Genomic DNA, 24,034 nt, shown 5'->3' with positions numbered 1-24,034 from the left:
GTGACGGCGAACCGGCTGCGTTTATCCGGCACTGTGTGCAGGATGCCGTTGCAAAAAGTAAGTCCGTCAGGGATTCCACACTGCCAGCTGGTGCTTGAGCATCGCTCGCAGCAGGAAGAGGCCGGATTCTTCCGGCAGGCCTGGTGTCGTATGCCCGTGATTATCAGCGGACAGGCGAATCAGGCGATTACTCAACATATAACGGTCGGCACGCAGATCACCGTTGAAGGCTTTATTTGCAGCCACCAAGGGCGCAATGGCCTGAGTAAAATAGTGCTGCATGCCGAGCAGATTGAATTGATAGATTCTGGAGACTAGCCAAATGGCACGTTATTTCCGTCGTCGCAAGTTCTGCCGTTTCACCGCGGAAGGCGTTCAAGAGATCGACTACAAAGATATCGCTACGCTGAAAAACTACATCACTGAAAGCGGTAAGATTGTACCGAGCCGTATCACCGGTACTCGCGCTAAATACCAGCGTCAGCTGGCTCGTGCTATCAAGCGCGCGCGCTACCTGTCTTTGCTGCCGTACACTGATCGTCATCAGTAATCGGCCACTGTCCAATTATCGACTTTGAGAGGATAAGGTAATGCAAGTTATTCTGCTTGATAAAGTAGCAAACCTGGGCGGCCTGGGCGATCAGGTCAACGTTAAAGCGGGCTACGCTCGTAACTTCCTGGTTCCGCAGGGCAAAGCTGTGCCGGCAACCAAGAAAAACGTTGAGTTCTTCGAAACTCGCCGTGCCGAACTGGAAGCCAAACTGGCTGACGTTCTGGCTGCAGCCAACGCTCGCGCTGAGAAAATCAACGCACTGGGCACCGTGACCATCGCTTCTAAAGCGGGTGACGAAGGCAAACTGTTCGGTTCCATCGGTACCCGCGACATCGCTGACGCAGTCACTGCGGCTGGCGTTGACGTGGCGAAGAGCGAAGTTCGCCTGCCGAACGGCGTTCTGCGCACCATCGGTGAGCATGAAGTGAGCTTCCAGGTTCACAGTGAAGTATTTGCTAAGCTGAACGTTAACATCGTTGCTGAGTAAGTAATTCAGTAGTACGGAAACGCCGGCCCTGGGCCGGCGTTTTTGTTTGGTCGCGCAACGCGCAACGCGCTGCGGCGTCTGGCTGTCAGCTACTGCGCGCGCAGGAAAGAGCCGTCGGCCTGGCGGGTAAACAGGACCGGCCCGTTATCACTCTCTACCGTTAAGCCTGTCACCACGCCGTTCGCATCCTTCCGAATCTTCACCTGCTGACCGCTATGCAAGTTGCTCAGCGGCTTATCATCGCCCTCGACGCGCGCCATAGCGAAAACATCATTCACCTCTAAATTATTGTCGCGAAACAGCTGCGCCAGTGTCTGGCCGGAAGCGATTTGATAGCTCTGCCAGCGATCCTCATCCTTTTGCGGCGAAGGCTGCTGCTGCGCAGGGGCGGCAGGGTCATAAATATCCGCCTGCAGCGGCATCTCTTTGCTAGCGGCGTCCGTCCCCGGAGGCGGTGCGCTGTCGCGCGGCGAGGGCGCAGGCCAGAGAAATGCCAGCAGCATCACCAGCAGCGCCAGAATAATGCCGCGCCGATGCGCTGGCGGCAGGGGACGCATCCAGCTGATATCATCCGGCAGGTGCCAGAGGCGTGTCAGCCGTGAGCGGATGCCGACACGGGATTCCTTATGCATTACATTTACCTCCAGCACCTCGGGCGCGTCGCAGTTGCTCTCAACGATGCATTATGGGCAAAAAAGACGCAAAGTGCCTGTCTGGATTACAAAAATTGCGATGGCGCTATTGTTTCCTTTTCGCTACGAAAAGTCATCGGGAGAATGCATATTTTACCGCCGCAGCCTGGGCTGATATGCTGCCCGCTCTTTTGATGCAATGATGAAAGGATAAACTATGACGACCCCTTCTTTTGACAGCCTTGAAGCCCAGGCAAGTTACGGTATCGGTTTGCAGGTAGGCCAGCAGCTGCTGGATTCCGGCCTGCAGGGATTACTGCCGGAGGCGATGCTGGCGGGCCTGCGCGATGCGCTGGAAGGGAATGCGCCAGCGGTGCCGGTTGACGTCGTGCATCGTGCGCTGCGTGAAATTCACGAGCGCGCCGACGCGGTGCGTCGCGAGCGCCAGCAGGCGATGGCGGCAGAAGGGCAGACCTATCTGCAGGAAAACAGCCAGCGCGAAGGGGTGAACAGCACGGAGTCCGGCCTGCAGTTCCGCGTGATCAACCAGGGCACCGGCCCGATTCCGTCTCGTCAGGATCACGTACGCGTTCACTATACCGGCAAGCTGATCGACGGCACGGTATTCGATAGCTCCGTCGCGCGCGGCGAGCCGGCGGAATTCCCGGTGAGCGGCGTTATCGCTGGCTGGATCGAAGCCCTGACGCTGATGCCGGTAGGCTCTAAATGGGAGCTGACCATTCCGCACAACCTGGCCTACGGCGAGCGCGGCGCCGGCGCGTCTATCCCGCCGTTCAGCACCCTGGTCTTTGAAGTTGAATTATTAGACATTATTTAATGCTGCGGCGCTAAATAATAAAACCAAAAAAGCAGGCTCATCGACGCCTGCTTTTTTTATTGAATGCCTTATGGGACAACCTGTTATTACACCATCGAGGCTGTTGTCCCGTTTTTATCTTTTTAGCATTAATATATTGACTTATTCTGTCGCCTAACCGGTTGCATTAATGAAAAGTGGCTCACTATAATCAGCCTGCCTGGTATTTAGCAGGCAATAATGAACCTGAGCTAAAAAGAGGGAAGAATATGCGTCAGCTAAACGATAAGGAAATGGAGCAGGTTGCCGGTTGCGGTATTTTGGATGAAATCGGCACCAATATTGGCGCGGCGATCGGCGGCGTCGTTGATAAAGGCGCCGCGCTCGGCGGTATCACGCTTAACGCCTCGGCCGCGGCCGGCCTGCTGGGCAGCGGCATCGGCAAACTACTGAGCCTCAACCTGTTAGGCGCAATTGAGGATATCGGCAACGGCGTGGTGGGTATCGTCGAAAACGGCCTTAGTGCGATTAAGCAGCTGACGGCGCCGAAATAAGGCGTCGCCGTCCCGTTGTTCAACAGCGATATTTAAATATAATGCACGACGTAAAACGCGGCCAACGGCGCAACGGATAATTATCGTGGTCGCCGCCATTATCGCGTGAGAAAAAGCCAGCCTGCGCTGGCTTTTTTATTTATCTTTACCGGGCGTTTTATTGCTTTTCCTGTAGATCGATACGATAAACCGCAAAGCCATTTTCATCCTGCTGCAAATAATGCATGGGATAGATGCCGTAATGCGCAATAAAGTCAGCGGCCTTATGACCCGGCGACGTTTCAAAGCGAATATCGAGCGGCACGTCGCTCTGAACAGGCGCCAGCCGCCAGTTGTTATCCGCCTGTGGATGAATCTCCCCCTGCGCCTGCGTTTGCGCGCCGATCCAGGCCGCGACCACCGCGCGGTTTTCATCCGGGGAGGAGAAGGCGATATATTTCTCGCCGGTGCCGGCGAACTTGCCGCCCCAGGCGCGGTAGTTATTGGTGGCGACCAGGAAGGTCGCTTTCGCATCGATCGGCTTGCCCTGCCAGGTGAGATCTTTAATACGCGACGCCTGCGGATGAATAAGCTGGCACTCTTCATCGTAGCGCGCCGGCTGCGTCACATCGATCTGGTAGTTCACGCCGTCGATAACATCGAAGTTATAGGTGCGGTAGTTCCAGTTGAGCAGCGCCTGCGGCTGCCGCTGCTGCGGATCGATCTGATTAAACTGGCCTGCGGAACATTCCAGCCACTCTTTAACCTGCGCGCCATTCACCTTCATCACTACCAGCGTATTTGGGTAGAGATAGAGATCGGCCGCATTGCGGAAAGTCAGCTCGCCTTTTTCCACTTCGGTATAGCTGGCAGGATCGTTTTTGCGCCCGCCCGCTTTAAAGGGCGCGGCGGCGGACAGCACCGGCAGGCGCGCCAGGTCGGGATCGCCCTGAATAAAATGCTCTACGTAGGCGCGCTGCGCGTTATTCACCACCTGCACCGTCGGATCGTCCTGCACCAGCGCCAGATAGCTGTACATTACATCGGCCGACTTGCCGACCGGCCGGGCGACAAAATCACGCGTGGCGCGATGCGCCTCGGCCAGCGCCGCGACCAGCGTCGCATCCTCCTGCGCCAGCGATTTTTTCGCCGCTTTGTCATAGATGGGCCGCGCCTCGGCGCGCGCCTGCGTCACCTGCCATTTGCCGCTGTCATTACTCAGCGTCAGGTCGACCACGCCAAGATGATCGCCCCACATGCCCGGCATTACCGCCGGTATGCCGTTCAGGGTGCCCTGGCGGATATCCGCGCCCGGAATGGACGCGAATTCCTCGCCAGGGAACACGGCGTGCGCATGGCCGAACATGATGGCATCGATGCCCGGCACCTGGCTGAGATACCAGACGGAATTCTCCGCCAGCGCGTGATAAGGCTCGCTGGAAAGGCCGGAGTGGGCGATGGCGACGACCACATCGGCCCCTTGTTTACGCATCTCCGGCACCCAGCGGCGCGCCGTGGCGGTAATATCCTCGACCGTCACTTTGCCGGCCAGGTTCGCTCTGTCCCAGACCATGATCTGCGGCGGCACAAAGCCGATATAGCCGACCTTCAGCGTATGGGTTTTGCCGTCGCGTCCGGTGACCTGCTCCGGCTTGATAAGCCAGGGCGTGAAGCGCGGCTTGCCGGTCGCGACATCGATGATATTGGCGTTGATATAGGGAAAGTGCGCGCCCGCCAGCGCCTTTTGCAGGTAGTCGAGGCCGTAATTGAACTCATGGTTACCCAGGTTGCCGACGCTGTAGTCCAGCCGGTTCATCGCCAGGTAGACCGGGTGCGTCTCGCCCGATGTCAGCCCCTTCGCCGCCATATAATCGCCCAGCGGGCTACCCTGAATCACGTCGCCGTTATCCACCAGCACGCTGTTCTTTACCTCCGCGCGGGCGGCGGCAATCAGCGTGGCGGTGCGCACCAGGCCGAACTTATCGGTGGGCTTATCTTTGTAGTAATCGAAGTCCATCATATTACTGTGCAGATCGGTGGTCTCCAGAATGCGCAGATCCACCGTCGCGGCGGAAACCGCCATCGAAACCGCCGACAGCGCCAGCAGCGTTATGCTTTTAATCATTTTTCCTCCTGAAAATAGTCCATTAACGTTCTCAAAATAATCGGCAAACGTGACGTTTCTTCGTACAAATGTGTGACGGGGAACAGATAAATAATCCGCTGCGTCGGAGGCGACGGGGAATGAAAAGCCGCGTCGCCGCAAGAGTAATGACAGCGGCGCGTTAAGTATGCTATTGATAAATAAATAATCTACCGACAGGGCCGGCTGGCGCGCGCGTAAAACGGCGATTGGGCGCCAGCTGCTATGCTTAAAGAGCATGATCCTTCGTAGTAAGCCTGGCGCTGGCGTCAGGCTTATCCCGGTCATCAATGAAGAGGTGAAAAATGTTAGAGCAAATTTGCCAACTGGCGCGCGAAGCGGGCGACGCCATTATGAACGTTTACAATGGCGAGGCTCCGCTCGACGTTTCTCACAAATCTGACGATTCGCCAGTGACCGCCGCCGATATGGCCGCGCACAACATCATTATGCGAGGCTTGCAGCAGTTGACGCCGGATACGCCGGTGCTGTCGGAGGAAGATCCGCAGAGCTGGGAAATCCGTCAGCACTGGCAGCGCTACTGGTTGGTGGATCCGCTGGACGGCACCAAAGAGTTTATTAAGCGCAACGGCGAGTTCACCGTCAATATCGCCCTGATTGAACAGGGCAAGCCGGTGCTGGGGGTGGTCTATGCCCCGGTGCTGGGAGTGATGTACTCCGCGGCGGAAGGAAAAGCGTGGAAGGAAGAGGCGGGAGAGAAAGCGCAGATTAAAATCCGCGATGCACGTCCGCCGCTTGTGGTGGTCAGCCGTTCCCACCGCGACGGAGACGAGCTGGAGGAGTACCTGAAGCAGCTGGGCGAGCATCAAACTATCGCCATCGGCTCTTCTCTGAAATTCTGTCTGGTGGCGGAGGGCAAGGCGCAGCTCTATCCGCGCTTCGGGCCAACCAATATCTGGGACACCGGTGCAGGACATGCGGTGGCGATCGCCGCCGGCGCGCACGTCCACGACTGGAAAGGGCGCACGCTGGACTATGCGCCGCGCGAATCATTCCTGAACCCGGGCTTCCGCGTGTCTATCTTCTGAGCTAGTTAAGCAGCTGGTGCAGCAGGGCGATAACCTGCTGTACCTCTTCCTGCGTCAGCGCGCCATCTTTGGCAAAGCGCACCCGCCCCTCCTTATCCAGTACTACCACTGCGGACCCGCCTTTCTCCAGCTGCCAGGCGCGTTTGGCCACGCCGTCGCTGTCGACGATAAACTGCGACCAGGGATACTGCTTTTTATTGTTCTCGATACTGCTGCGCACGAACATGCCGGTGCCGGGAATGGCATCGTCGGTATTGATAAGGGTGGTGGTTTGGTAGCGATCGTGCGGCAGCTTCGCCTGCTTAATCGCTTCGATCAGCGCCGCGTTTTTCTCTTTCGCCGATGAGCGGCCGGCGATGTGCTGCACCACCCGCACTTTGCCGATAAGCTGGGCGCTATTCCAGGCGCGATAGCTGAACCTATCCTGTTGCGGCTGATAGTTAAGCTCTCCTTTATCACTGACGCCTACCGGCGCAACGCGCTGGCCATTAACAAAATCGTGGGCGCCGCCGGCTACAGGCAGCAGCAGGCTACATAAAAGGGTAAGCGAGGCGCGAGTCATTATTTTTTCCTTTTGGCAGGTGATCGGACCACTTGGTCATGATTCTGAAATAATAAGCAGCCATTATGCTGCTGTCTCGACGGCCTGCCAGCTTTGCGGTGGACTGCACAAATTGCTTTCGGCAGAGCGTTTATACTGCGTTAAAAGGCACTGATAACAGAGTGTCCTGTAATGATGTGTCAGTTCAGTAAAAAAGTTTAATTTTAGGAACACAGGAAAGGGATGATGTTCTATAGTTTATCGGCATTTGACGCTTCATGGGCGCGTACCGATTTTGGCAACGGCGAAGCGTATTAATTTTTCAGGAGTTGAAAGTAAGATGAAGATTTTCCAGCGTTATAATCCTTTCCAGATAGCCAAATACGTTAAAACATTGTTTAAAGGAAGGATTTACATCAAGGATGTGGGCGCGTTCGAGTTTGATAAAGGTAAAATTCTCGTACCGCGCGTTAAGGATAAGCAGCACTATAGCGTCATGTCCGAAGTGAACCGTCAGGTGCTTCGACTGCAGGCTGAATATCAGTGATGATAGCGGGGCGCGACAATCGCGCCCTGACGCTGTAAGGCGGCCCGAACCTCCTCTGACCGCCTCCCCGCCACGTTACTCTTCCGTTTCTTTACTGATTGTCAGGGTTGCCGGACGCTCATCAATACGCGTTACCAGCAGCTGATCGATACGGTAGCTATCAATGTCCACCACCTCAAACTTATAGCCGGCGAACTTAACGAAATCGGTGCGTTTCGGGATCTTGCGCAGCATATACATCATAAAGCCGCCGATGGTTTCATAATTGCCGGACTGCGGGAACTCATCGATATCCAGTACGCGCATCACGTCGTCAATCGGCGTGCCGCCTTCCACCAGCCAGGAGTTCTCATCGCGCGCGACAATCTGCTCTTCCAGCCCCTGGCCGACCAGATCGCCCATCAGGGTAGTCATTACGTCGTTAAGGGTAATAATGCCCACCACCAGAGCATATTCGTTCATGATCACCGCGAAATCTTCGCCGGCGGTTTTGAAACTTTCCAGCGCTTCCGATAGCGTCAGGGTATCGGGCACGATCAGCGCGGAGCGGATCTGCACGCCACTGTTCAGCGCCATGCTCTGATTTCCCAGCACGCGCAGCAGCAGCTCTTTTGAATCGACATAGCCGACGATATGGTCGATATCGCCGTTGCAGACCAGAAACTTCGAATGCGGGTGCAGAGCGATTTTCGTCTTCAGACTGGTCTCGTCTTCATGCAGATCGAACCAGATAATGTTCTCGCGCGAGGTCATGGAGGAGGGCACGGTGCGCGACTCCAGCTCAAACACGTTTTCGATCAGCTCATGCTCCTGCTTGCGCAGCACCCCGGCCAGCGCACCCGCCTCCACCACCGCGTAGATATCGTCGGAGGTGATGTCATCTTTGCGCACCATCGGGATTTTAAACAGGCGGAAAATCATATTGGCCATGCCGTTGAAAAACCACACCATCGGGCGGAACAGCAGCAGGCAGAAGCGCATCGGATTGATAATGCGCAGGGCAATGGTTTCCGGCGCGATCATCCCGATGCGCTTAGGCGTCAGGTCGGCAAACAGAATGAACAGGCTGGTCACCAGCGTAAACGAGCAGATAAAGCTCAGCTGATCGGCCAGCTCCGGCGAGACCAGCCCATCGAACAGGTTGCGGAACGACGGGGAGAAGGCGGAATCGCCGACGATACCGCCGAGAATGGCGACGGCGTTCAGGCCGATCTGCACCACGGTAAAGAACATGCCCGGCGTTTCCTGCATTTTCAATACGCGCTGCGCGTTGATATTGCCTTCATCGGCCAGCAGTTTAAGTTTAATTTTACGCGCGGCCGCCAGCGAAATTTCCGACAAAGAAAAGAAGGCGCTGACTGCAATCAACACGAGTATGACAAGCAAGCTATCTAACATATAGAGTCCGTTGGTTTTTGATACTTGTCATTTTTGGCCTGGGCAGCGCGCGCGACGCGATATCGCCGGACCTTACGGCTATGCTGAGCTATCCGTGCCAAAAATGTCTGCGCCGGTTCGACACGCAGGGTCGGGGCAGAAAGGAATGACAAAAGCCGCGTTAACGGCTGCCGACGATTATAGCAGCAGCCCCATATCGCCCGCCAGCGCTGTGACAGCGGCAAGGCGCGCAAAAAACAGGCGGCTCTCCTGCGCCGGTGAAAATAACGCTTTCCACTACCGATGCGCACGGAATAAGCATTCCCGGTTGTAACGCAGCGCGGGTTTGCGGACAATACGTGCGAAATTTGCATTAACAGCATTTTTTGTCCTGACGCCCGCTCAGCCGTTACGTCAGGCATGCAGCTATGCTGTTAAGCAAACCTGACGTCGACATAAGCGCCTGTTGGTTGGCGATGTTATTTGTCCCCCGGGAATGTGTGGGGATTTGGCAACATTAACAGGAGTAAGCGTGCCACGAATTCATGTCTGTTACATGACCTGTTTGCTGATTGCCGCGCCTGCCGCTCAGGCAGCCAATATCCGCTTACAGCTTGAAGGGTTAACCGGGGATCTGCAGAAAAACGTCCGGGCAAGGCTATCCACCATCGATACTGATGAGGTCACTGCGGATGGACGTTTCCGCGCGCGCGTAAAAAAAGCGATAGAAGAAGGCTTGCGCGCGCTGGGCTACTACGAGCCTGATATCGATTTTGAAAGCCGTCCGGCGCCCGCGCAGGGCGGCAGACCGGTGCTGATCGCGCGGGTGTCGGCCGGCGAGCCGGTGAAAATCGCCGGCAGCACCATTATCCTGCGCGGCGACGCGCGCAACGATGCCGACTATCAGCAGTGGGTAAAAGAGGGAAGGCCAAAAAACGGCACCATCCTCAATCATGGCAAGTATGACAGCTTCAAAAGCGGTTTCACCAATCTGGCGCTGCGCAACGGCTACTTTGACGGCGATTTTAAGAAAAGCCAGCTGGGCGTTTCGGTTGAGCGTCGCGAAGCCTACTGGGATCTCGATTACGACAGCGGCAAACGCTACCGCTTCGGCGATGTGAGCTTCGAAGGCTCGCAAATCCGCGAAGAGTACCTGCAAAACCTGGTGCCGTTTAAAAAAGGCGACTACTACAGCTCGCGCGATCTGGCGGAGCTGAATCGCCGCCTGTCGGCCACCGGCTGGTTTAATTCGGTGGTGGTAGCGCCGGAGTTCGATAAAACCACGCCGGATAAAGTGCTGCCGCTCAGCGGCGTGGTCTCGCCGCGTACGGAAAACACCATTGAAACCGGTATCGGCTACTCCACGGATGTCGGCCCGCGCCTGAAAACCACCTGGCGCAAGCCCTGGGTTAACTCACGCGGCCACAGCCTGACCACCAGCGCCAACATCTCCGCCCCGGAGCAGCAGCTCGATTTCAGCTATAAAGTGCCGCTGCTGAAAAATCCGCTGGAACAGTACTATCTGGTGCAGGGCGGGCTGAAGCGCACCGATCTTAACGATACCAAAGCGGATTCCACGACGCTGGCGCTGTCGCGTTACTGGGATAACAGCTCCGGCTGGCAGAAAGCGGTTAACCTGCGCTGGAGCCTGGATCACTTTACCCAGGCTAACGTCACCAATACCACCATGCTGATCTATCCCGGCGTCAGCGTTAACCGCACCCGCTCGCGCGGCGGTCTGATGCCCACCTGGGGCGATTCGCAGCGCTACTCCGTTGACATTTCCGATACCACCTGGGGCTCCGACGTCGATTTCCTGGTGTTGCAGGCGCAAAACGTCTGGATCCGCACGCTGGCGGATCGCCACCGCTTCGTGGCGCGTGGCAACCTCGGCTGGATCGAAACCAACGACTTCGAAAAAGTGCCGCCCGATCTGCGCTTCTTCGCCGGCGGCGACCGCAGCATCCGCGGTTATAAATATAAAGGCATCTCGCCGCGCGACGACGACGGCAAGCTGACCGGTGCCTCCAAACTGGCGACCGGATCGCTGGAGTATCAGTACAACGTGACCGGCAAGTGGTGGGGCGCGGTGTTCGTCGATTCCGGCGAAGCGGTTAACGATATCAAGCAGAGCAACTTCAAAACCGGCGCCGGCATCGGCGTTCGCTGGCAGTCGCCCGTGGGGCCGATCAAGTTCGATCTGGCGCGCCCCATCGGCGATAAAGAGGAACATGGATTGCAGTTTTACATCGGACTGGGGCCTGAACTATGAAGCTGTGGAAAAAGGTCCTGATCGGGATTCTGATCTTTCTGGCGGTGCTGCTGGGCGGCGTGCTGCTGCTGGTGGGCACCACGCCCGGCCTGCACCTGTTGCTGAACGGCGCGGCGCGCTGGGTGCCGGGGCTGTCCATCAAACAGGTGGACGGCGGCTGGCGCAACCTGACGCTGAAGGGCGTGCAGTATGAGATGCCGGGCGTGACGGTTAACGCGGGCGAATTCCATCTGGCGGTGCAGCTCGGCTGTCTGAAAAACTCCGCCTTCTGCGTTAACGACCTTGCGCTGAAGGATGTCAACGTGGCGGTCGACAGCAGTAAAATGCCCCCCGCCGGCGAGCCGCCGCCGGAAGAGGAGAGCGGTTCCGGCGAGATCAGCACCCCTTATCCGATCACGCTGCGCCATCTCAGCCTGCATAATATCAATGTCAAAGTCGACGATACCGCCATTTCGCTGCTGGACTTTACCAGTGGGCTACAGTGGCAGGATCGCGCGCTGACGCTGACCCCAACCCATATTCAGAGCCTGCTGGTGGCGCTGCCGAAAGCGGCGCAGGTCGCCGACGAGCAGGTGGTGCAGCCGAAGGTCCAGCAGCCTGCGCCGCAGGAAAAACCGTTGGGCGAAACGCTGAAGGCGATGTTTGCGCAGCCGTTGTTACCTTCCATGCCCGATTTCCGCCTGCCGCTTGATATCGAGGTGCAGGAGATTGTCGGCGAACAGCTGCGCCTGACCGGCGATACCGATCTGGCGGTGAACCGGCTGCTGCTGAAGGCGAAAACCCAGGATCGCCTGCTGCAGCTGCAAACGCTGGATATCGATTCGCCGCAGGGGCAGGTAAAAGCCAACGGCGAGGCGCGGCTGGCGGATAACTGGCCGGTCGATTTCACCCTCAACGGCGCGCTCAACGTAGAGCCGCTGAAAGGGGAGAAGATCAAAATGACCCTCGGCGGCGCGATGCGTCAGCAGCTTCAGCTGGCGCTCAACCTTTCCGGCCCGCTCAACGCGCAGCTGGATGGTCAGACCGAACTGGCAACCGCCGGGCTGCCGCTACAGCTCAAGCTGACCAGCCCGCAGCTGCGTTGGCCGCTGACCGGCGCGACGCAGTATCAGGCCGATAATCTCGACTTCAGCTTTAGCGGCAAAGCGACCGACTATGTCATGTCGCTACGCGCGGCACTGAAGGGCGAGGCAATCCCTCCCGCCGGGCTGGCGCTGGACGGCAAGGGCAACGTTGAGCAGTTCAGCCTGGATAAGCTGCGTCTTTCGGCGCTGAAGGGCCATGCCGATCTCAGCGGTCTGGTGGACTGGAGCAAAGCGATCAGCTGGCGCAGCGAACTGACGCTCAGCGGCATCAATACCGCCCAGCAGTATCCCGACTGGCCGGCTACGCTGGACGGCAAAATCACTACCCGCGGCAGCCTCTACGGTGGTAGCTGGCAGATGCGCGTGCCGGAACTGCAGCTGCGCGGCAAGGTGAAGCAAAACGCGGTCTCCGCCGACGGCACCCTGTACGGCAACAGTTATAACCAGTGGAATATCCCCGGCATCAAGCTGGTGCTGGGCCGTAACAACCTGAACGTTAAGGGCGAGCTGGGCGAGGCGCTGAATCTGGATGCCACCGTCGACGCGCCGCATCTCGATAATGCGCTGCCCGGCCTTGGCGGCGTGGCGAAAGGCACCATTAAGGCGCGCGGCACGCTGCAGGCGCCGCAGCTGCTGGCGGATCTCACGGCGACCGGCCTGCGCTGGCAGGAATTGAACATTGCCCGCGTCCGGCTGGAGGGCGATGTGCGCTCCAGCGATCGCGTGGCCGGCAAGCTGGCGCTGCGCGTCGATCGGTTGAAGCAGGCGGCGTTGACCATCAACCGCCTGACGCTGGATGCCGATGGCGACGAGAAAAAGCACCAGCTGAAGCTGCAGGTGGATGGCGATCCGGTTTCCGGCCAGCTGGCGTTGAACGGCAGCTTCGATCGCCAGCAGCAGCGCTGGCAGGGTACGCTGAACAACACTGTCTTCAATACCCCGGTCGGCGAATGGCGCCTGACGCGCGCCATGTCGATTGACTATCTGAACGCCCGCCAGACCGCCACCATCGGCGCACACTGCTGGCGCAACCCGAACGCGCAGCTTTGCGTGCCGCAGCCGATTGAGGCGGGGCCGGAAGGGCATGCGCGCGTTGAGTTGAATCGCTTTGACCTGGCGATGCTGCGCCCCTTCCTGCCTGACGAAACGCAGCTGGTGGGCGTGTTCAATGGCGATGCCGACGTCAGCTGGCGCAGCGACGGCTCGCTGCCGACCGGCCGCGTAGCGCTGAAGGGACGCGGCGTGAAGGTGACGCAGGATGTGCAGGGCAACGCGCTGCCGATCGCTTTCGATACCCTGAACCTCAACGCCGGCCTGCGCGACGGCCGCGCTGAACTGGACTGGCTGCTGCGTATCGCCAACAACGGCCAGTTCGACGGTAAAGTGCAGATCAGCGATCCGCAAAACCGCCGCAGCCTGGCGGGCAATATCAACATCAACAATATTTCGCTGGCGCTGCTGAATCCGGCGCTGATGCGCGGCGAAAAGATTGCGGGACTGCTCAACAGTAGCCTGCGCCTGGGTGGCGATCTGCAGCGTCCGCAGGTTTATGGCCAGCTGGGGCTGCGCAACGTCGACGTTGACGGCAGCTTTATGCCGGTCGATCTCACCAGCGCCAGTCTCAATATGGTGTTCAACGGCATGAGTTCGACGCTGGAAGGCCTGATTCAGACAGCGAAAGGGGAGATCAATCTTAACGGCGACGCGGACTGGAGCCAGCTCGATAACTGGCGCGCCCGCATCGCCGCGCGCGGCGATCGCGTACGGGTTACAGTACCGCCGATGGTGCGCATGGATGTCTCGCCGGATCTCACCTTCGAGGCATCGCCCGTCGCGTTCAATCTTGATGGCCGTGTCGATGTTCCCTGGGCGCGTATTATCGTGCAGGAGGTGCCGCAGAGCGCGACCGGCGTCTCTTCCGATGAGGTGCTGCTGGATGAGAACCTTAAGCCGGTGGCGCCGCAAACGGCAGCGATCCCGATCAACAGCAATCTGATTATCCATGTCGGCGACGATGTGCGGCTCAGCGCCTTCGGCCTGAAGGCGAAGCTGAACGGCGACCTGAAGCTGGTGCAGGATAAGCGCGGCCTGGGGCTGAACGGCCAGATCAACATTCCGTCCGGCCGCTTCCACGCCTATGGACAGGATCTGCTGGTGCGCAAGGGCGAGCTGCAGTTCGCCGGGCCGCCGGATCAGCCCTATATCAACCTGGAAGCGATCCGTAATCCGGAGGCGACTGAGGATGGCGTGACCGCCGGTCTGCGCGTCACCGGCCTGGCGGACGAGCCGAAAGCGGAGATTTTCTCCGACCCGGCAATGTCGCAGCAAGAGGCGCTTTCCTACCTGCTGCGCGGCCAGGGGCTGGATACCGACGGCGACAGCAACGCGCTGACTTCCGCTCTGGTCGGTTTAGGGGTTGCACAAAGTGGGCAGGTTGTGGGTAAAATCGGCGAGACCTTTGGCGTCAGTAATCTTGCCCTTGATACTGCCGGCGTTGGCGACAGCCAGCAGGTGCAGGTCAGCGGCTATGTGCTGCCGGGTCTACAAGTAAAATATGGGGTTGGCATTTTTGATTCACTGGCGACATTAACCTTGCGTTATCGCCTGATGCCCAAACTCTATTTGGAAGCAGTGTCCGGCATCGACCAGGCACTCGATTTGCTCTATCAGTTTGAGTTTTAGCAATGCGAATAATTGTCTACGGCAGTTTACGGCGCAAACAGGGAAACAGTCACTGGATGACAAACGCGCAGTGGCTCGGCGATCATCAGATTGAGGGCTACGACCTTTACAACCTTGGCCACTATCCCGGCGTCGTGCCGGGAGAAGGCTCGGTGTATGGGGAAGTTTACCGGATTGACGCCAGTACGTTAGGCGAACTGGACGCGCTTCGAACCAGCGGCGGCGAATACAAGCGCCAGCTGATTCAGACGCCGTACGGCAGCGCCTGGTTGTATGTGTATCAACGTTCGGTCGCCGGGCTGACGCGCATCTCAAGCGGCGACTGGCTGCAAAGGGATGAGGTCTCATCCGGGGAATAAAAAAACACCGCCCTTCTGGGGCGGTGTTTTTGTATCGATGCGGTGAGCGAACTCACCGGGCGGCAATTACTTCTTCGCCGCGCGTTCGAAAGAGGTGCGGATCTCTTCTTTAGCCGCTTCAGCGTTATCCCAGCCGTCGACTTTAACCCACTTGCCTTTTTCCAGATCTTTGTAGTGTTCAAAGAAGTGGGTGATCTGCGCACGCAGCAGTTCCGGCAGGTCGTTCACATCTTTGATGTGATCGTACTCTTTAGACAGCTTGGTATGCGGTACCGCAACCAGCTTGGCGTCTTCGCCAGATTCGTCAGTCATTTTCAGCACGCCGACCGGACGGCAGCGGATCACTGAACCCGGCTGCAGCGGGTAAGGGGTCGGAACCAGCACGTCAACCGGATCGCCATCCAGGGAGAGGGTGTGGTTGATGTAGCCGTAGTTGCACGGATAGAACATAGCGGTCGACATAAAGCGGTCAACGAACAGCGCGCCAGATTCTTTATCTACTTCATATTTGATCGGATCGGCATTGGCCGGGATCTCGATGATGACATAGATATCTTCTGGCAGGTCTTTACCGGCTGGAACCAGGTTCAAACTCATCTCGCTTTCCTTCATTCATCATAAGTTGAGTGACGGCTATTATAGCCAACTGATTATGAAAGTATGCCCCCTTTTTCCGCTTTCGGAATGCTCCAGCCGCGGCTATTTATTGAAAATAAACAGCGAAACCAGACCGGCGGCGATCAGCGGCCCCACCGGCACGCCGCGAAACAGCGACACGCCGATAATGGTGCCGATCAGCAACCCGCCGACAATGGTCGGCTGGCTGCTCATCAGCGTTACGCCGCGGCCGCCAAGCCAGGAAACCAGGATCCCTACCGCAATCGCCAGCAGCGATTTCCAGTCGAGAAACGATTTCAGCAGCGTGCTGGCCGGCAGCGAGCCGCTGGCCAGCGGCGCCATGACGCCCACGGTTAAAATGATGATCCCCAGGGTCAAACCCTGTTTCTCCACGTAGGGGAAAAAGTGGGAAAGCGGCGTTACCTTCAGCAACAGTAAAATGGCGATAGAGATAGTCACCGCCGTGTTATGCACCAGCAGGCTAAGGCCGCCGAGTACAATTAAGATTAAAACAGAGGCATAGGCCGTCATCGCACGCTCCGGATGCAAGCCAAACAGGGAAGCGGCCACTATAACAACGGATGAGGGCAGGCGCGAGCCGCGCAGATGGAAAGGGGAGACACGCGGCGCGCCGGGACGGTCACAGCGGCAAAAAAAAACCGCCTGCGACAGCAGGCGGCTTGGGGATGGTCAGGCCTGATGATTATCCGGATATTCGCGGATAAAGCGCTCGACATCCTCGACCATCGCGTCGTTGCCGACAAAGAACGGGCAGCGCTGATGCAGCGCTTCCGGCTGCAGATCGAGAATACGGTTTTTGCCGTCGCTCGCTTTGCCGCCCGCCTGTTCGGCGAGGAACGCCATCGGGTTGCACTCATAGAGCAGACGCAGCTTGCCGCTGGGGTGGCTGGCGGTGCTGGGGTAGAGATAGATGCCGCCCTTCAGCAGGTTGCGGTGGAAATCCGCCACCAGCGAGCCGATATAGCGTGATGTATAAGGACGGTGGGTCGCCTTATCTTCTTCCTGACAGAACTTAAGGTATTTCTTCACGCCCTGCGGGAAACGAATGTAGTTGCCTTCGTTAATGGAGTAGGTGTAACCCTTCTCCGGGAAAGTCATGCGCTCCTGGCTCAGGCAGAAAACGCCCAGCGACGGATCGTAAGTAAAGGCGTGGACGCCGCAGCCGGTGGTGTAAACCAGCATGGTTGACGAGCCATAGACCACATAGCCGGCGGCGACCTGCTTGTTGCCCGGCTGCATAAAGTCCGCTTCAGTGACCGGGGTGCCTGGCGGCGTCACGCGGCGATAGATAGAAAAAATTGTCCCGACGGAAACGTTTACGTCGATATTGGACGAGCCGTCCAGCGGATCCATCAGTACTACGTACTTACCGTTTTCCACGCCTTCGAAAATGACGATTTCGTCTTCTTCCTCAGAAGCGATGCCGGCCACGATGCCGCGCGCTTTCAGCGCCGCCTTCAGCTTTTCGTTGGCGAACAGATCGAGCTTCATCTGCTGCTCGCCCTGCACGTTTTCCACGCCGCTGGCGCCGAGGATATCAACCAAACCGGCTTTATTAATATCGCGATGAATAATTTTAGCGCCCAGCTTAATAGCGGAAATCAGCGCGGTCAGTTCACCAGTGGCGTGCGGAAAGTCGTGTTGCTTCTCGACGATAAATTCGCCTAATGTTTTCATAACACAATCCCTGAATCTACGATGGATTAGCAGCATAGGGTACAAAGCTGCAACGGATGCCATCGCAGTTTAGCCGAATGAACCGCAAAGACCATAGGCCAAATCCGTTTCTTCCCGCGTCGCTCGGCGCTACACTGTGTCCCGAACTTTTTCGTAAACGGACCTTTTATGCGTATTCATATCCTTGGTATCTGTGGCACCTTTATGGGCGGGCTGGCGATGCTGGCGCGCGCGATGGGCCATGAAGTCACCGGCTCCGACGCCAATGTTTATCCGCCGATGAGCGTGCTGCTTGAGAATCAAGGCATTGATTTGATTCAGGGTTATGACGCCAGCCAGCTCGATCCGGCGCCGGATCTGGTGATTATCGGCAACGCGATGACGCGCGGCAACGCCTGTGTCGAAGCGGTGCTGGAACGCAACATCCCCTATATGTCCGGGCCGCAGTGGCTGCATGATTTCGTGCTGCGCGACCGCTGGGTGATTGCCGTTGCCGGCACCCATGGAAAAACCACCACCGCCGGCATGACAGCGTGGATTCTACAGGCCTGCGGGCTGGAACCGGGCTTTGTGATCGGCGGCGTGCCGGGGAATTTCTCAGTCTCCGCCACTTTAGGAAAAAGCCCATTCTTCGTGATTGAGGCGGATGAGTATGACTGCGCCTTTTTCGATAAGCGCTCTAAATTCGTTCACTACTGCCCGCGCACGCTGATCCTCAATAACCTTGAGTTCGACCACGCCGATATTTTTGACGATCTGCGCGCGATCCAGAAACAGTTCCACCACCTGGTGCGCATCGTGCCGGGGCAGGGCAAAATTCTGCTGCCGGAGCATGATGCCAACCTGAAGCAGGTGATGGCGATGGGCTGCTGGAGCGAGCAGGAGAGCGTCGGCGAACATGGTCGCTGGCAGGCGAAAAAGCTGACGCCGGACGCGTCGCGCTGGGAAGCCTGGCTGGATGGCGAACGCGTCGCGGAAGTGAACTGGTCGCTGGTCGGCGAACATAACATGCATAACGGCCTGATGGCGATCGCGGCGGCGCGCCATGTCGGCGTGAAGCCGGAAGACGCCGGACGCGCGCTGGATGAGTTTATCAACGCCCGTCGTCGCCTGGAGCTGCGCGGCGAAGCGAACGGCATCAAAGTGTACGATGATTTCGCGCATCACCCGACGGCGATTCTGGCGACGCTGGCGGCGCTGCGCAGCAAGGTCGGCGGCACCGCGCGCATCCTCGCCGTGCTGGAGCCGCGCTCCAACACCATGAAGCTTGGCGTCAGCAAAGAGGATTTGGCCCCCGCGCTGGGCCGCGCCGACGAAGTGTTCCTCTATCAGCCGCACCACATTCCGTGGCAGGTGGCGGAAGTGGCGGACGCCTGCATTCAGCCCGCCTTCTGGAGCGCCGATATCGATGCGCTGGTAGAGACCATCGCTAAGCACGCGCATTCGGGCGACTATATTCTGGTGATGAGTAACGGCGGCTTTGGCGGCATTCATCAGAAGCTGCTGGATCGCCTGGGGAAATAGTCGCGGATTAGCCGCCCGCGTCGTGAAAGGCGCGGGCAGAGAGAAGCGGGCCGGTTACGCCCGGTGGCAAGGGCGTAACGCGGCGGCGGTCAGACCGTTTCCGCCAGTTCGCGCAGATACTGGAAGATCTGCCGATAGGCCTTGGGCGGCTTATTGGCTGCTTTCTCTTTCTGCGCGTTGCGGATCATGCTGCGCAGCTGCTGACGATCGGCGTGTGGGTAGAGGTTCAGCACCTCGGCAATCGCGTCGTCGCCCTGTTCCACCAGACGATCGCGCATCGCTTCCAGCTTGTGGAACAGCGCCACCTGCTGGTTATGCCGGTTCTTCAGCTTATCCAGCGCCTGGTAGATCGGATCGGGATCGCGCGCGCGCAGCAGTTTGCCGATCAGCTGCAGCTGACGGCGGCGGCCCTCTTTCTTAATGCGCTGCGCCAGCTCAATGGCGTCACGCAGCTCTTCGTCCAGCGGCAAGCGGTCGAGGGAGTTTTTCCCCAGTTCCACTATCTCCGCGCCGAGGCGTTTCAGCTCTTCGGCGTCACGTTTAATCTCACTCTTACTGACCCAGATGATCTCTTCATCTTCTTCTTCGTGATTATCCGGTACGTCGTCGAGCCACTCTTCGGGGTGTTTCGTCATTATCAGGCTCCTGAAAAAGAGGCTAATGCTATCAGGTTACGCGGCTACTGCGAAATTGTTCTCTGAGTCTGTTAGACTCCAGATAAGGATACAACTCACGCGTTGCCGTGCATTATCTGGTTCAAGGCTAAGCCAGCGCGGCAGACCGTACTCATCATATTATGGTAGGTCAATGAAAATACTTACTCAGGTTGCAGAACAACGTAAAGTGCTGGAGCAGGCTGTCTCCCAGGCGCTGGAACTGGCGAAAGCGGGCACCGACGGCGCGGAAGTGGCGGTCAGTAAAACGACGGGTATCGGCGTCAGTACGCGTTATGGTGAGGTAGAAAACGTCGAGTTCAACAGCGATGGCGCGCTGGGTATCACCGTTTACTGGCAAAACCGCAAGGGCAGCGCCTCCTCCACCGATCTCAGCCCCGATGCGATCAAACGCACCGTGCAGGCGGCGGTGGATATCGCCCGCTATACCTCTCCCGATCCTTTCGCCGGCATGGCCGATCGCGAACTGCTGGCGTTCGATGCGCCGGATCTCGATCTTTTCCATCCGTGGGAGATCGATCCTGATAAAGCGATCGAGCTGGCGGCACGCGCCGAGCAGGCTTCGCTGCAGGCGGATACGCGCATCACCAACACCGAAGGTGGCAGCTTCAACAGCCACGTTGGAATTAAAGTGTTCGGCAACAGCCACGGCATGTTGCAAAGCTACTGCTCCAGCCGCCATTCGCTCTCCAGCTGCGTCATTGCCGAAGCGGAAGGCGATATGGAACGCGATTACGCCTACACCATCGGCCGGGCGATAAGCGATCTGCAGTCGCCGGAATGGGTAGGCCAGGAGTGCGCGCGGCGCACCCTTTCTCGTCTGGCGCCGCGTAAGCTGCCGACGATGAAAGCGCCGGTGCTGTTCGCGCCAGAAGTGGCCACCGGCCTGTTTGGGCATCTGGTCGGCGCGATCAGCGGCAGCAGCGTCTACCGCAAATCTACCTTCCTGCTTGATGCGATGGGCACGCAGATCCTGCCGGAATGGCTCACCATTGAAGAGCGGCCGCACCTGCTGAAGGGGCTGGCCTCCACGCCGTTCGACAGCGAAGGCGTGCGCACGCAGGATCGCGAAATTATTAAAGATGGCGTGCTGCAAACCTGGCTGCTGACCAGCTATGCCGCACGCAAGCTGGGGCTGCAAAGCACCGGCCACGCCGGCGGCATCCATAACTGGCGCATCGCCGGCCAGGGCAGCAGCTTCGACGATCTGTTGAAACAGATGGGCAAAGGCCTGGTGGTAACCGAACTGATGGGCCAGGGCGTAAGTGGCATTACCGGCGATTACTCGCGCGGCGCGGCGGGCTTCTGGGTAGAAAACGGTGAAATCCAGTATCCGGTAAGCGAAATCACCATTGCCGGCAACCTGAAGGATATGTGGCGCAATATCGTCACCGTCGGCAACGATATCGAAACGCGCAGCAATATTCAGTGCGGCTCCGTACTGCTGCCGGAAATGAGTATCGCCGGACAGTAAGCGTTAAATAATGATGCCGGGCGTTTCACACGTCCGGCTTTTTTTTGCGTCAATTTCCGGAAAACCCGCCGTTATAAACAGTTAATCACCGGTTATCTTCAGGTAATAAAATTATCTTTCCTGCGCCATTCATCACAATTACTTATTGTTACTCTGCCTTGCCTTCTTACGCTTACCGCTGTTTATCAATGCCTTAAATTTTTATGCATATTACCCCAGCCTCCTGCACGAAATAATCCTTTCCGGGTTCATTACTGCACGAAATACTTTTTTTGCGACTTCACGCACCTTCTGTGCGCCTATTTCCACTTTCAGGCGGAAAAAGTCGGTCTACAAACCGGCAGAGGATAACGCTACTTTGTTTTTAACACGAAAAAATGGAACGTCAGTTAATCAGGAGTGGGGAAGGTGAATAACGTAGCGGAACTGAAGCCGGCAGATGACGCGGAAATCGCGGCGCTCGCCGGGCGGGTAATGAAACAGATCGAGGCGCTCTTTACCGCTGAGGCTATTTATCCGAATGCGGTGCAGCAGCAGATGCTGGCCTCCCACGTACGCGCCATGGCGCTGCGATCGTTAACCGGCGAACCCTTGCCGGAAGTCGAAGCCGAACTGTTCGAAGATATCTCGCCGGCATCGATGCGGCTGGCGCAGCAGGTGGTCGATCTGTTCGGCAATCTGCCGCGTGAAGAGGCGTGGCTGCTTTCGGTACATATCGAAGTGGCAAAAGCGAATTCATAACCAGGCCGGCGCAGCGCCGCCTGCCGTCAGCAAAGACAACAGAAGGAACGCAGTATGGTAACCGTAGTGATTGGCGATCGTTTAGGTAAAGGGCAAAAAGTGGCGGCCGGTATCGAAAAAGCGGGCGGTCGCGCAGTGGTAGTGCCGGGCGTCGCGGCGGATATGAAGCTGGGCGACGTTATGAAAGCGGAAAACGCCGATTTCGGCATTTCCTTTTGCGGCAGCGGCGGCGCCGGCGCGATTACGGCGCAAAACAAATATGGCTACAAGGCCAGGCATGGCATGCGCTCGGTTGATGAGGGGGTCACGGCGATTAATGAAGGTGCAACGGTGCTGGGTTTCGGCTTTATGGATAAAGAGGAGCTGGGCGAAAAGCTGGTGCAGGCCTGGAATAAAAAGTACGGCAGCTGAGTATGAAAGAACATTTCACGACTTCAGTTCTCGTTAAGGGCAAAGGCGATACGCGAGGCAAAGCCTTTGCCGATGCCCTTAGCCACGTTCAGCACCAGGTGCTGCAATCGACAAACAAAATTTTGCTGCGCATCGAACCACAGGACGTAAAGGTTATCCGGGCGCAGCAGAGCGTCAGAAAGGAGAAATTTCTGTTTTTCTTTCTGCCGCGCGAGCGACGGCATTTCAGCGTGGAGCTGGAGATCACCGTCAACGTTACCGTGATTGATACTGACAAGGTGGAGTTTACGGTAGCGCACTAAAAACGTTGGGCGATAAGACATAAGGAAAGACTGATGTTTTTAATTATTTTGCTTAAGTCGCTGGTCATCGGCGGGCTGGTGGGCGTGGGCGTGGGCGCCGGCGCCGCGCGCATGTTCCATGCGCCAACCTCGCAGGGCATGGGCGCATTTCGAACACTGGGCGAACTCAACTCCTGTGAGGGCGATCCCGCCTCTCACTTCTCTTTTGGTCTCGGCTTCTTCTTCAACGCATGGGCCTCCTCGGTTGCGGCCGGCTCCTTCACCCAAGATGTGGATCACCGCATTATCCCCAACTGGGGCGCAGCGGCGCTGATGGTGAAAAACCGCAACGTGGCGGAAACGCTGCACGATCCGAAAAAAATGGCCATCGCCTGCGGCCTTATCGGCATGTTCGTGGTCGCCTTCCTCAACTCCACCGCGTCAGCGGTGCCGGAGGCGCTGCAGGTGACGGCGGTGAAAGTGCTGGTGCCGGCGGCCAACCTGCTGGTTAACACCGTGATGCCGGTGATCTTCTGGCTGGCGGCGATCGACGCCGGTAAGAAATCGGGCTTCTGGGCAACGATTTTCGGCGGTCTGGCGCAGCTGATCATGGGTAACGCCGTACCGGGCCTGGTGCTGGGCATCCTGATCGGCAAAGGGGTGGAAGAGAGCGGCTGGAACAAGGTCACTAAGGTGATGATGGTCTCTATCGTGCTGCTGTTCGTACTGAGCGGCTTCTTCCGCGGATTCGATATCAAACTGCTGGAATCGTTCCACGCGGGCGTGCCGAACTGGCTTGAGCTGATCCACAACGGACTGAGCGGAAAATAACCGGGAGCATAACGATGAACGAAACAAAAAGCGGATTTTGGTACGCGGACTGGTCCTTCCCGATCTTTGTCGGCCTGCTGTCCGCCGGCGTATTCGCCGGTACCCATATGTACTACCTCTACGGCATCGGCGCGTTTAACGAAGTGGCCTTCGTTTCGATGCTGCGCGCCGGCATGGAGACCGGCGTGTACGGCGCGGTCGCCGCCTTCGGCGCCAGCTTCCTGTTCGCGCGCATCATTGAAGGGTCGCTGGTGGGCATCCTGGATATCGGCGGTGCCATCCAGACCGGCGTCGGGCTGGGGGTGCCGGCGCTGCTGCTGGGCGCCGGTATCGTCTTTCCGGTGGCTAATTTCGCCGCCTCGCTGCTGACCGGTCTCGTTATCGGCCTGGCGATCGGCTACATCATTATTCTGGCGCGCAAATTCACCATCAACCAGAGCGATTCCACCTACGGGGCGGACGTGATGATGGGCGCCGGTAACGCCTCCGGCCGTTTCCTCGGGCCGCTGATCATCCTCTCCGCCATGGGCGCTTCCATTCCTATTGGCCTCGGCTCGCTGATTGGCGCGCTGCTGTTCTATCTCTGGGGTAAGCCGATCACCGGCGGCGCCATCCTCGGCGCGATGGTGCTGGGCGCGATCTTCCCGGTGGCGCTGTAATTCACTGCGGGCCTGCGGTTAATGGCCGGCCCGCCAGAAGGGGTTC

At 58.0% G+C, this 24,034-nt stretch carries 25 protein-coding genes; 17 read left to right on the top strand and 8 right to left on the bottom strand.

Going from position 1 to position 24,034, the window contains the following annotated elements:
- The 3 genes from priB to rplI are packed head-to-tail and all read left to right on the top strand — an operon-like array spanning nt 1 to nt 1,040.
- Nucleotides 1-318, top strand: coding sequence for a primosomal replication protein N (gene priB, locus C2E15_RS18555; RefSeq protein WP_104958680.1), 318 nt, complete (start codon nt 1-3; stop codon nt 316-318).
- A 4-nt stretch (nt 319-322) separates the two neighbouring features.
- Nucleotides 323-550: a 30S ribosomal protein S18 gene (rpsR, locus tag C2E15_RS18550; protein ID WP_000135199.1), complete on the top strand. Its 228-nt coding sequence runs from the start codon at nt 323-325 to the stop codon at nt 548-550.
- A 40-nt stretch (nt 551-590) separates the two neighbouring features.
- The gene (gene rplI / locus C2E15_RS18545) at nt 591-1,040 is read left to right on the top strand and encodes a 50S ribosomal protein L9 (protein ID WP_104958679.1); all 450 of its coding nucleotides are present in this window, start codon (nt 591-593) and stop codon (nt 1,038-1,040) included.
- Between the two features lie 89 nt (nt 1,041-1,129).
- Here the strand turns inward: rplI and C2E15_RS18540 are convergent, their stop codons facing one another.
- Nucleotides 1,130-1,672, bottom strand: coding sequence for an OapA family protein (locus C2E15_RS18540; RefSeq protein ID WP_104958678.1), 543 nt, complete (start codon nt 1,670-1,672; stop codon nt 1,130-1,132).
- Nucleotides 1,673-1,889: 217 nt separating this feature from the next.
- On the opposite strand from C2E15_RS18540, the gene bamJ reads away from it, so the two are divergent.
- Together bamJ and C2E15_RS18530 are read left to right on the top strand one after the other, a co-directional pair.
- Entirely contained in the window at nt 1,890-2,510 is a 621-nt protein-coding gene (bamJ, locus tag C2E15_RS18535) for a BamJ family beta-barrel-assembly machinery protein (RefSeq protein WP_104958677.1), read from the top strand.
- A gap of 248 nt (nt 2,511-2,758) precedes the next feature.
- Complete coding sequence (locus C2E15_RS18530) at nt 2,759-3,043, top strand: hypothetical protein (RefSeq protein ID WP_104958676.1); 285 nt, start codon at nt 2,759-2,761, stop codon at nt 3,041-3,043.
- 157 nt (nt 3,044-3,200) lie between these two features.
- Here C2E15_RS18530 and C2E15_RS18525 read toward each other — a convergent pair whose 3' ends face one another.
- Complete coding sequence (locus tag C2E15_RS18525) at nt 3,201-5,147, bottom strand: bifunctional 2',3'-cyclic-nucleotide 2'-phosphodiesterase/3'-nucleotidase (protein WP_104958675.1); 1,947 nt, start codon at nt 5,145-5,147, stop codon at nt 3,201-3,203.
- A gap of 323 nt (nt 5,148-5,470) precedes the next feature.
- On the opposite strand from C2E15_RS18525, the gene cysQ reads away from it, so the two are divergent.
- Entirely contained in the window at nt 5,471-6,214 is a 744-nt protein-coding gene (gene cysQ / locus C2E15_RS18520; RefSeq protein WP_104958674.1) for a 3'(2'),5'-bisphosphate nucleotidase CysQ, read from the top strand.
- A 1-nt stretch (nt 6,215) separates the two neighbouring features.
- On the opposite strand, the gene C2E15_RS18515 is transcribed toward cysQ, so the two are convergent.
- Nucleotides 6,216-6,776: a YtfJ family protein gene (locus C2E15_RS18515; protein ID WP_104958673.1), complete on the bottom strand. Its 561-nt coding sequence runs from the start codon at nt 6,774-6,776 to the stop codon at nt 6,216-6,218.
- Between the two features lie 319 nt (nt 6,777-7,095).
- On the opposite strand from C2E15_RS18515, the gene C2E15_RS18510 reads away from it, so the two are divergent.
- Nucleotides 7,096-7,302: a DUF1107 domain-containing protein gene (locus tag C2E15_RS18510; protein WP_038623933.1), complete on the top strand. Its 207-nt coding sequence runs from the start codon at nt 7,096-7,098 to the stop codon at nt 7,300-7,302.
- A 75-nt stretch (nt 7,303-7,377) separates the two neighbouring features.
- Here the strand turns inward: C2E15_RS18510 and paeA are convergent, their stop codons facing one another.
- Entirely contained in the window at nt 7,378-8,700 is a 1,323-nt protein-coding gene (gene paeA, locus C2E15_RS18505; RefSeq protein ID WP_104958672.1) for a polyamine export protein PaeA, read from the bottom strand.
- 535 nt (nt 8,701-9,235) lie between these two features.
- Here paeA and tamA point away from each other — a divergent pair.
- From tamA to C2E15_RS18490, 3 genes are read left to right on the top strand one after another with little or no spacing between them, the layout of a single operon-like run.
- A complete protein-coding gene (tamA, locus tag C2E15_RS18500) occupies nt 9,236-10,951 on the top strand; it encodes an autotransporter assembly complex protein TamA (RefSeq protein ID WP_174705727.1) in 1,716 nt (571 codons plus the stop codon).
- The gene (tamB, locus tag C2E15_RS18495; protein WP_104958670.1) at nt 10,948-14,718 is read left to right on the top strand and encodes an autotransporter assembly complex protein TamB; all 3,771 of its coding nucleotides are present in this window, start codon (nt 10,948-10,950) and stop codon (nt 14,716-14,718) included. Before tamA ends, tamB begins: the two co-directional genes overlap by 4 nt.
- 2 nt (nt 14,719-14,720) lie before the next feature.
- The gene (locus C2E15_RS18490; protein ID WP_104958669.1) at nt 14,721-15,077 is read left to right on the top strand and encodes a gamma-glutamylcyclotransferase family protein; all 357 of its coding nucleotides are present in this window, start codon (nt 14,721-14,723) and stop codon (nt 15,075-15,077) included.
- A gap of 66 nt (nt 15,078-15,143) precedes the next feature.
- Here the strand turns inward: C2E15_RS18490 and ppa are convergent, their stop codons facing one another.
- The 3 genes from ppa to fbp all read right to left on the bottom strand — a co-directional run bounded on the left by ppa (nt 15,144) and on the right by fbp (nt 17,393).
- Nucleotides 15,144-15,674 (bottom strand): inorganic diphosphatase, encoded by a 531-nt coding sequence (ppa, locus tag C2E15_RS18485; RefSeq protein ID WP_103059194.1) that lies wholly within the window; start codon nt 15,672-15,674, stop codon nt 15,144-15,146.
- A 102-nt stretch (nt 15,675-15,776) separates the two neighbouring features.
- Entirely contained in the window at nt 15,777-16,226 is a 450-nt protein-coding gene (locus C2E15_RS18480) for a DUF441 domain-containing protein (RefSeq protein ID WP_104958668.1), read from the bottom strand.
- A 159-nt stretch (nt 16,227-16,385) separates the two neighbouring features.
- Complete coding sequence (fbp, locus tag C2E15_RS18475; protein WP_104958667.1) at nt 16,386-17,393, bottom strand: class 1 fructose-bisphosphatase; 1,008 nt, start codon at nt 17,391-17,393, stop codon at nt 16,386-16,388.
- A gap of 168 nt (nt 17,394-17,561) precedes the next feature.
- On the opposite strand from fbp, the gene mpl reads away from it, so the two are divergent.
- Entirely contained in the window at nt 17,562-18,917 is a 1,356-nt protein-coding gene (mpl, locus tag C2E15_RS18470) for a UDP-N-acetylmuramate:L-alanyl-gamma-D-glutamyl-meso-diaminopimelate ligase (protein ID WP_104958666.1), read from the top strand.
- Between the two features lie 89 nt (nt 18,918-19,006).
- Here mpl and yjgA read toward each other — a convergent pair whose 3' ends face one another.
- Nucleotides 19,007-19,552: a ribosome biogenesis factor YjgA gene (gene yjgA / locus C2E15_RS18465; RefSeq protein ID WP_104958665.1), complete on the bottom strand. Its 546-nt coding sequence runs from the start codon at nt 19,550-19,552 to the stop codon at nt 19,007-19,009.
- Nucleotides 19,553-19,724: 172 nt separating this feature from the next.
- On the opposite strand from yjgA, the gene pmbA reads away from it, so the two are divergent.
- The 6 genes from pmbA to C2E15_RS18435 all read left to right on the top strand — a co-directional run bounded on the left by pmbA (nt 19,725) and on the right by C2E15_RS18435 (nt 23,988).
- Nucleotides 19,725-21,065 (top strand): metalloprotease PmbA, encoded by a 1,341-nt coding sequence (gene pmbA, locus C2E15_RS18460; RefSeq protein WP_104958664.1) that lies wholly within the window; start codon nt 19,725-19,727, stop codon nt 21,063-21,065.
- Nucleotides 21,066-21,473: 408 nt separating this feature from the next.
- Nucleotides 21,474-21,806, top strand: coding sequence for a glycine dehydrogenase (locus C2E15_RS18455; protein ID WP_281257521.1), 333 nt, complete (start codon nt 21,474-21,476; stop codon nt 21,804-21,806).
- Nucleotides 21,807-21,860: 54 nt separating this feature from the next.
- Nucleotides 21,861-22,217, top strand: a complete 357-nt coding sequence (locus tag C2E15_RS18450) for an SFCGS family glycine-rich protein (protein WP_104958663.1) — start codon at nt 21,861-21,863, stop codon at nt 22,215-22,217.
- A gap of 2 nt (nt 22,218-22,219) precedes the next feature.
- Nucleotides 22,220-22,519: a DUF4312 family protein gene (locus C2E15_RS18445; protein ID WP_104958662.1), complete on the top strand. Its 300-nt coding sequence runs from the start codon at nt 22,220-22,222 to the stop codon at nt 22,517-22,519.
- A 33-nt stretch (nt 22,520-22,552) separates the two neighbouring features.
- On the top strand, nt 22,553-23,329 hold the full coding sequence (locus C2E15_RS18440) for a DUF4311 domain-containing protein (protein WP_104958661.1): 777 nt from the start codon (nt 22,553-22,555) through the stop codon (nt 23,327-23,329).
- 14 nt (nt 23,330-23,343) lie between these two features.
- Complete coding sequence (locus C2E15_RS18435) at nt 23,344-23,988, top strand: DUF4310 family protein (protein ID WP_104958660.1); 645 nt, start codon at nt 23,344-23,346, stop codon at nt 23,986-23,988.
- The last annotated feature ends 46 nt before the right edge of the window (nt 23,989-24,034 follow it).

The sequence above is a fragment of the Mixta gaviniae genome (assembly GCF_002953195.1).
GTDB lineage: Bacteria > Pseudomonadota > Gammaproteobacteria > Enterobacterales > Enterobacteriaceae > Mixta > Mixta gaviniae.
Note: the sequence above shows the minus strand (reverse complement) of the source record. Positions and strands in the feature narration are given on the sequence as shown.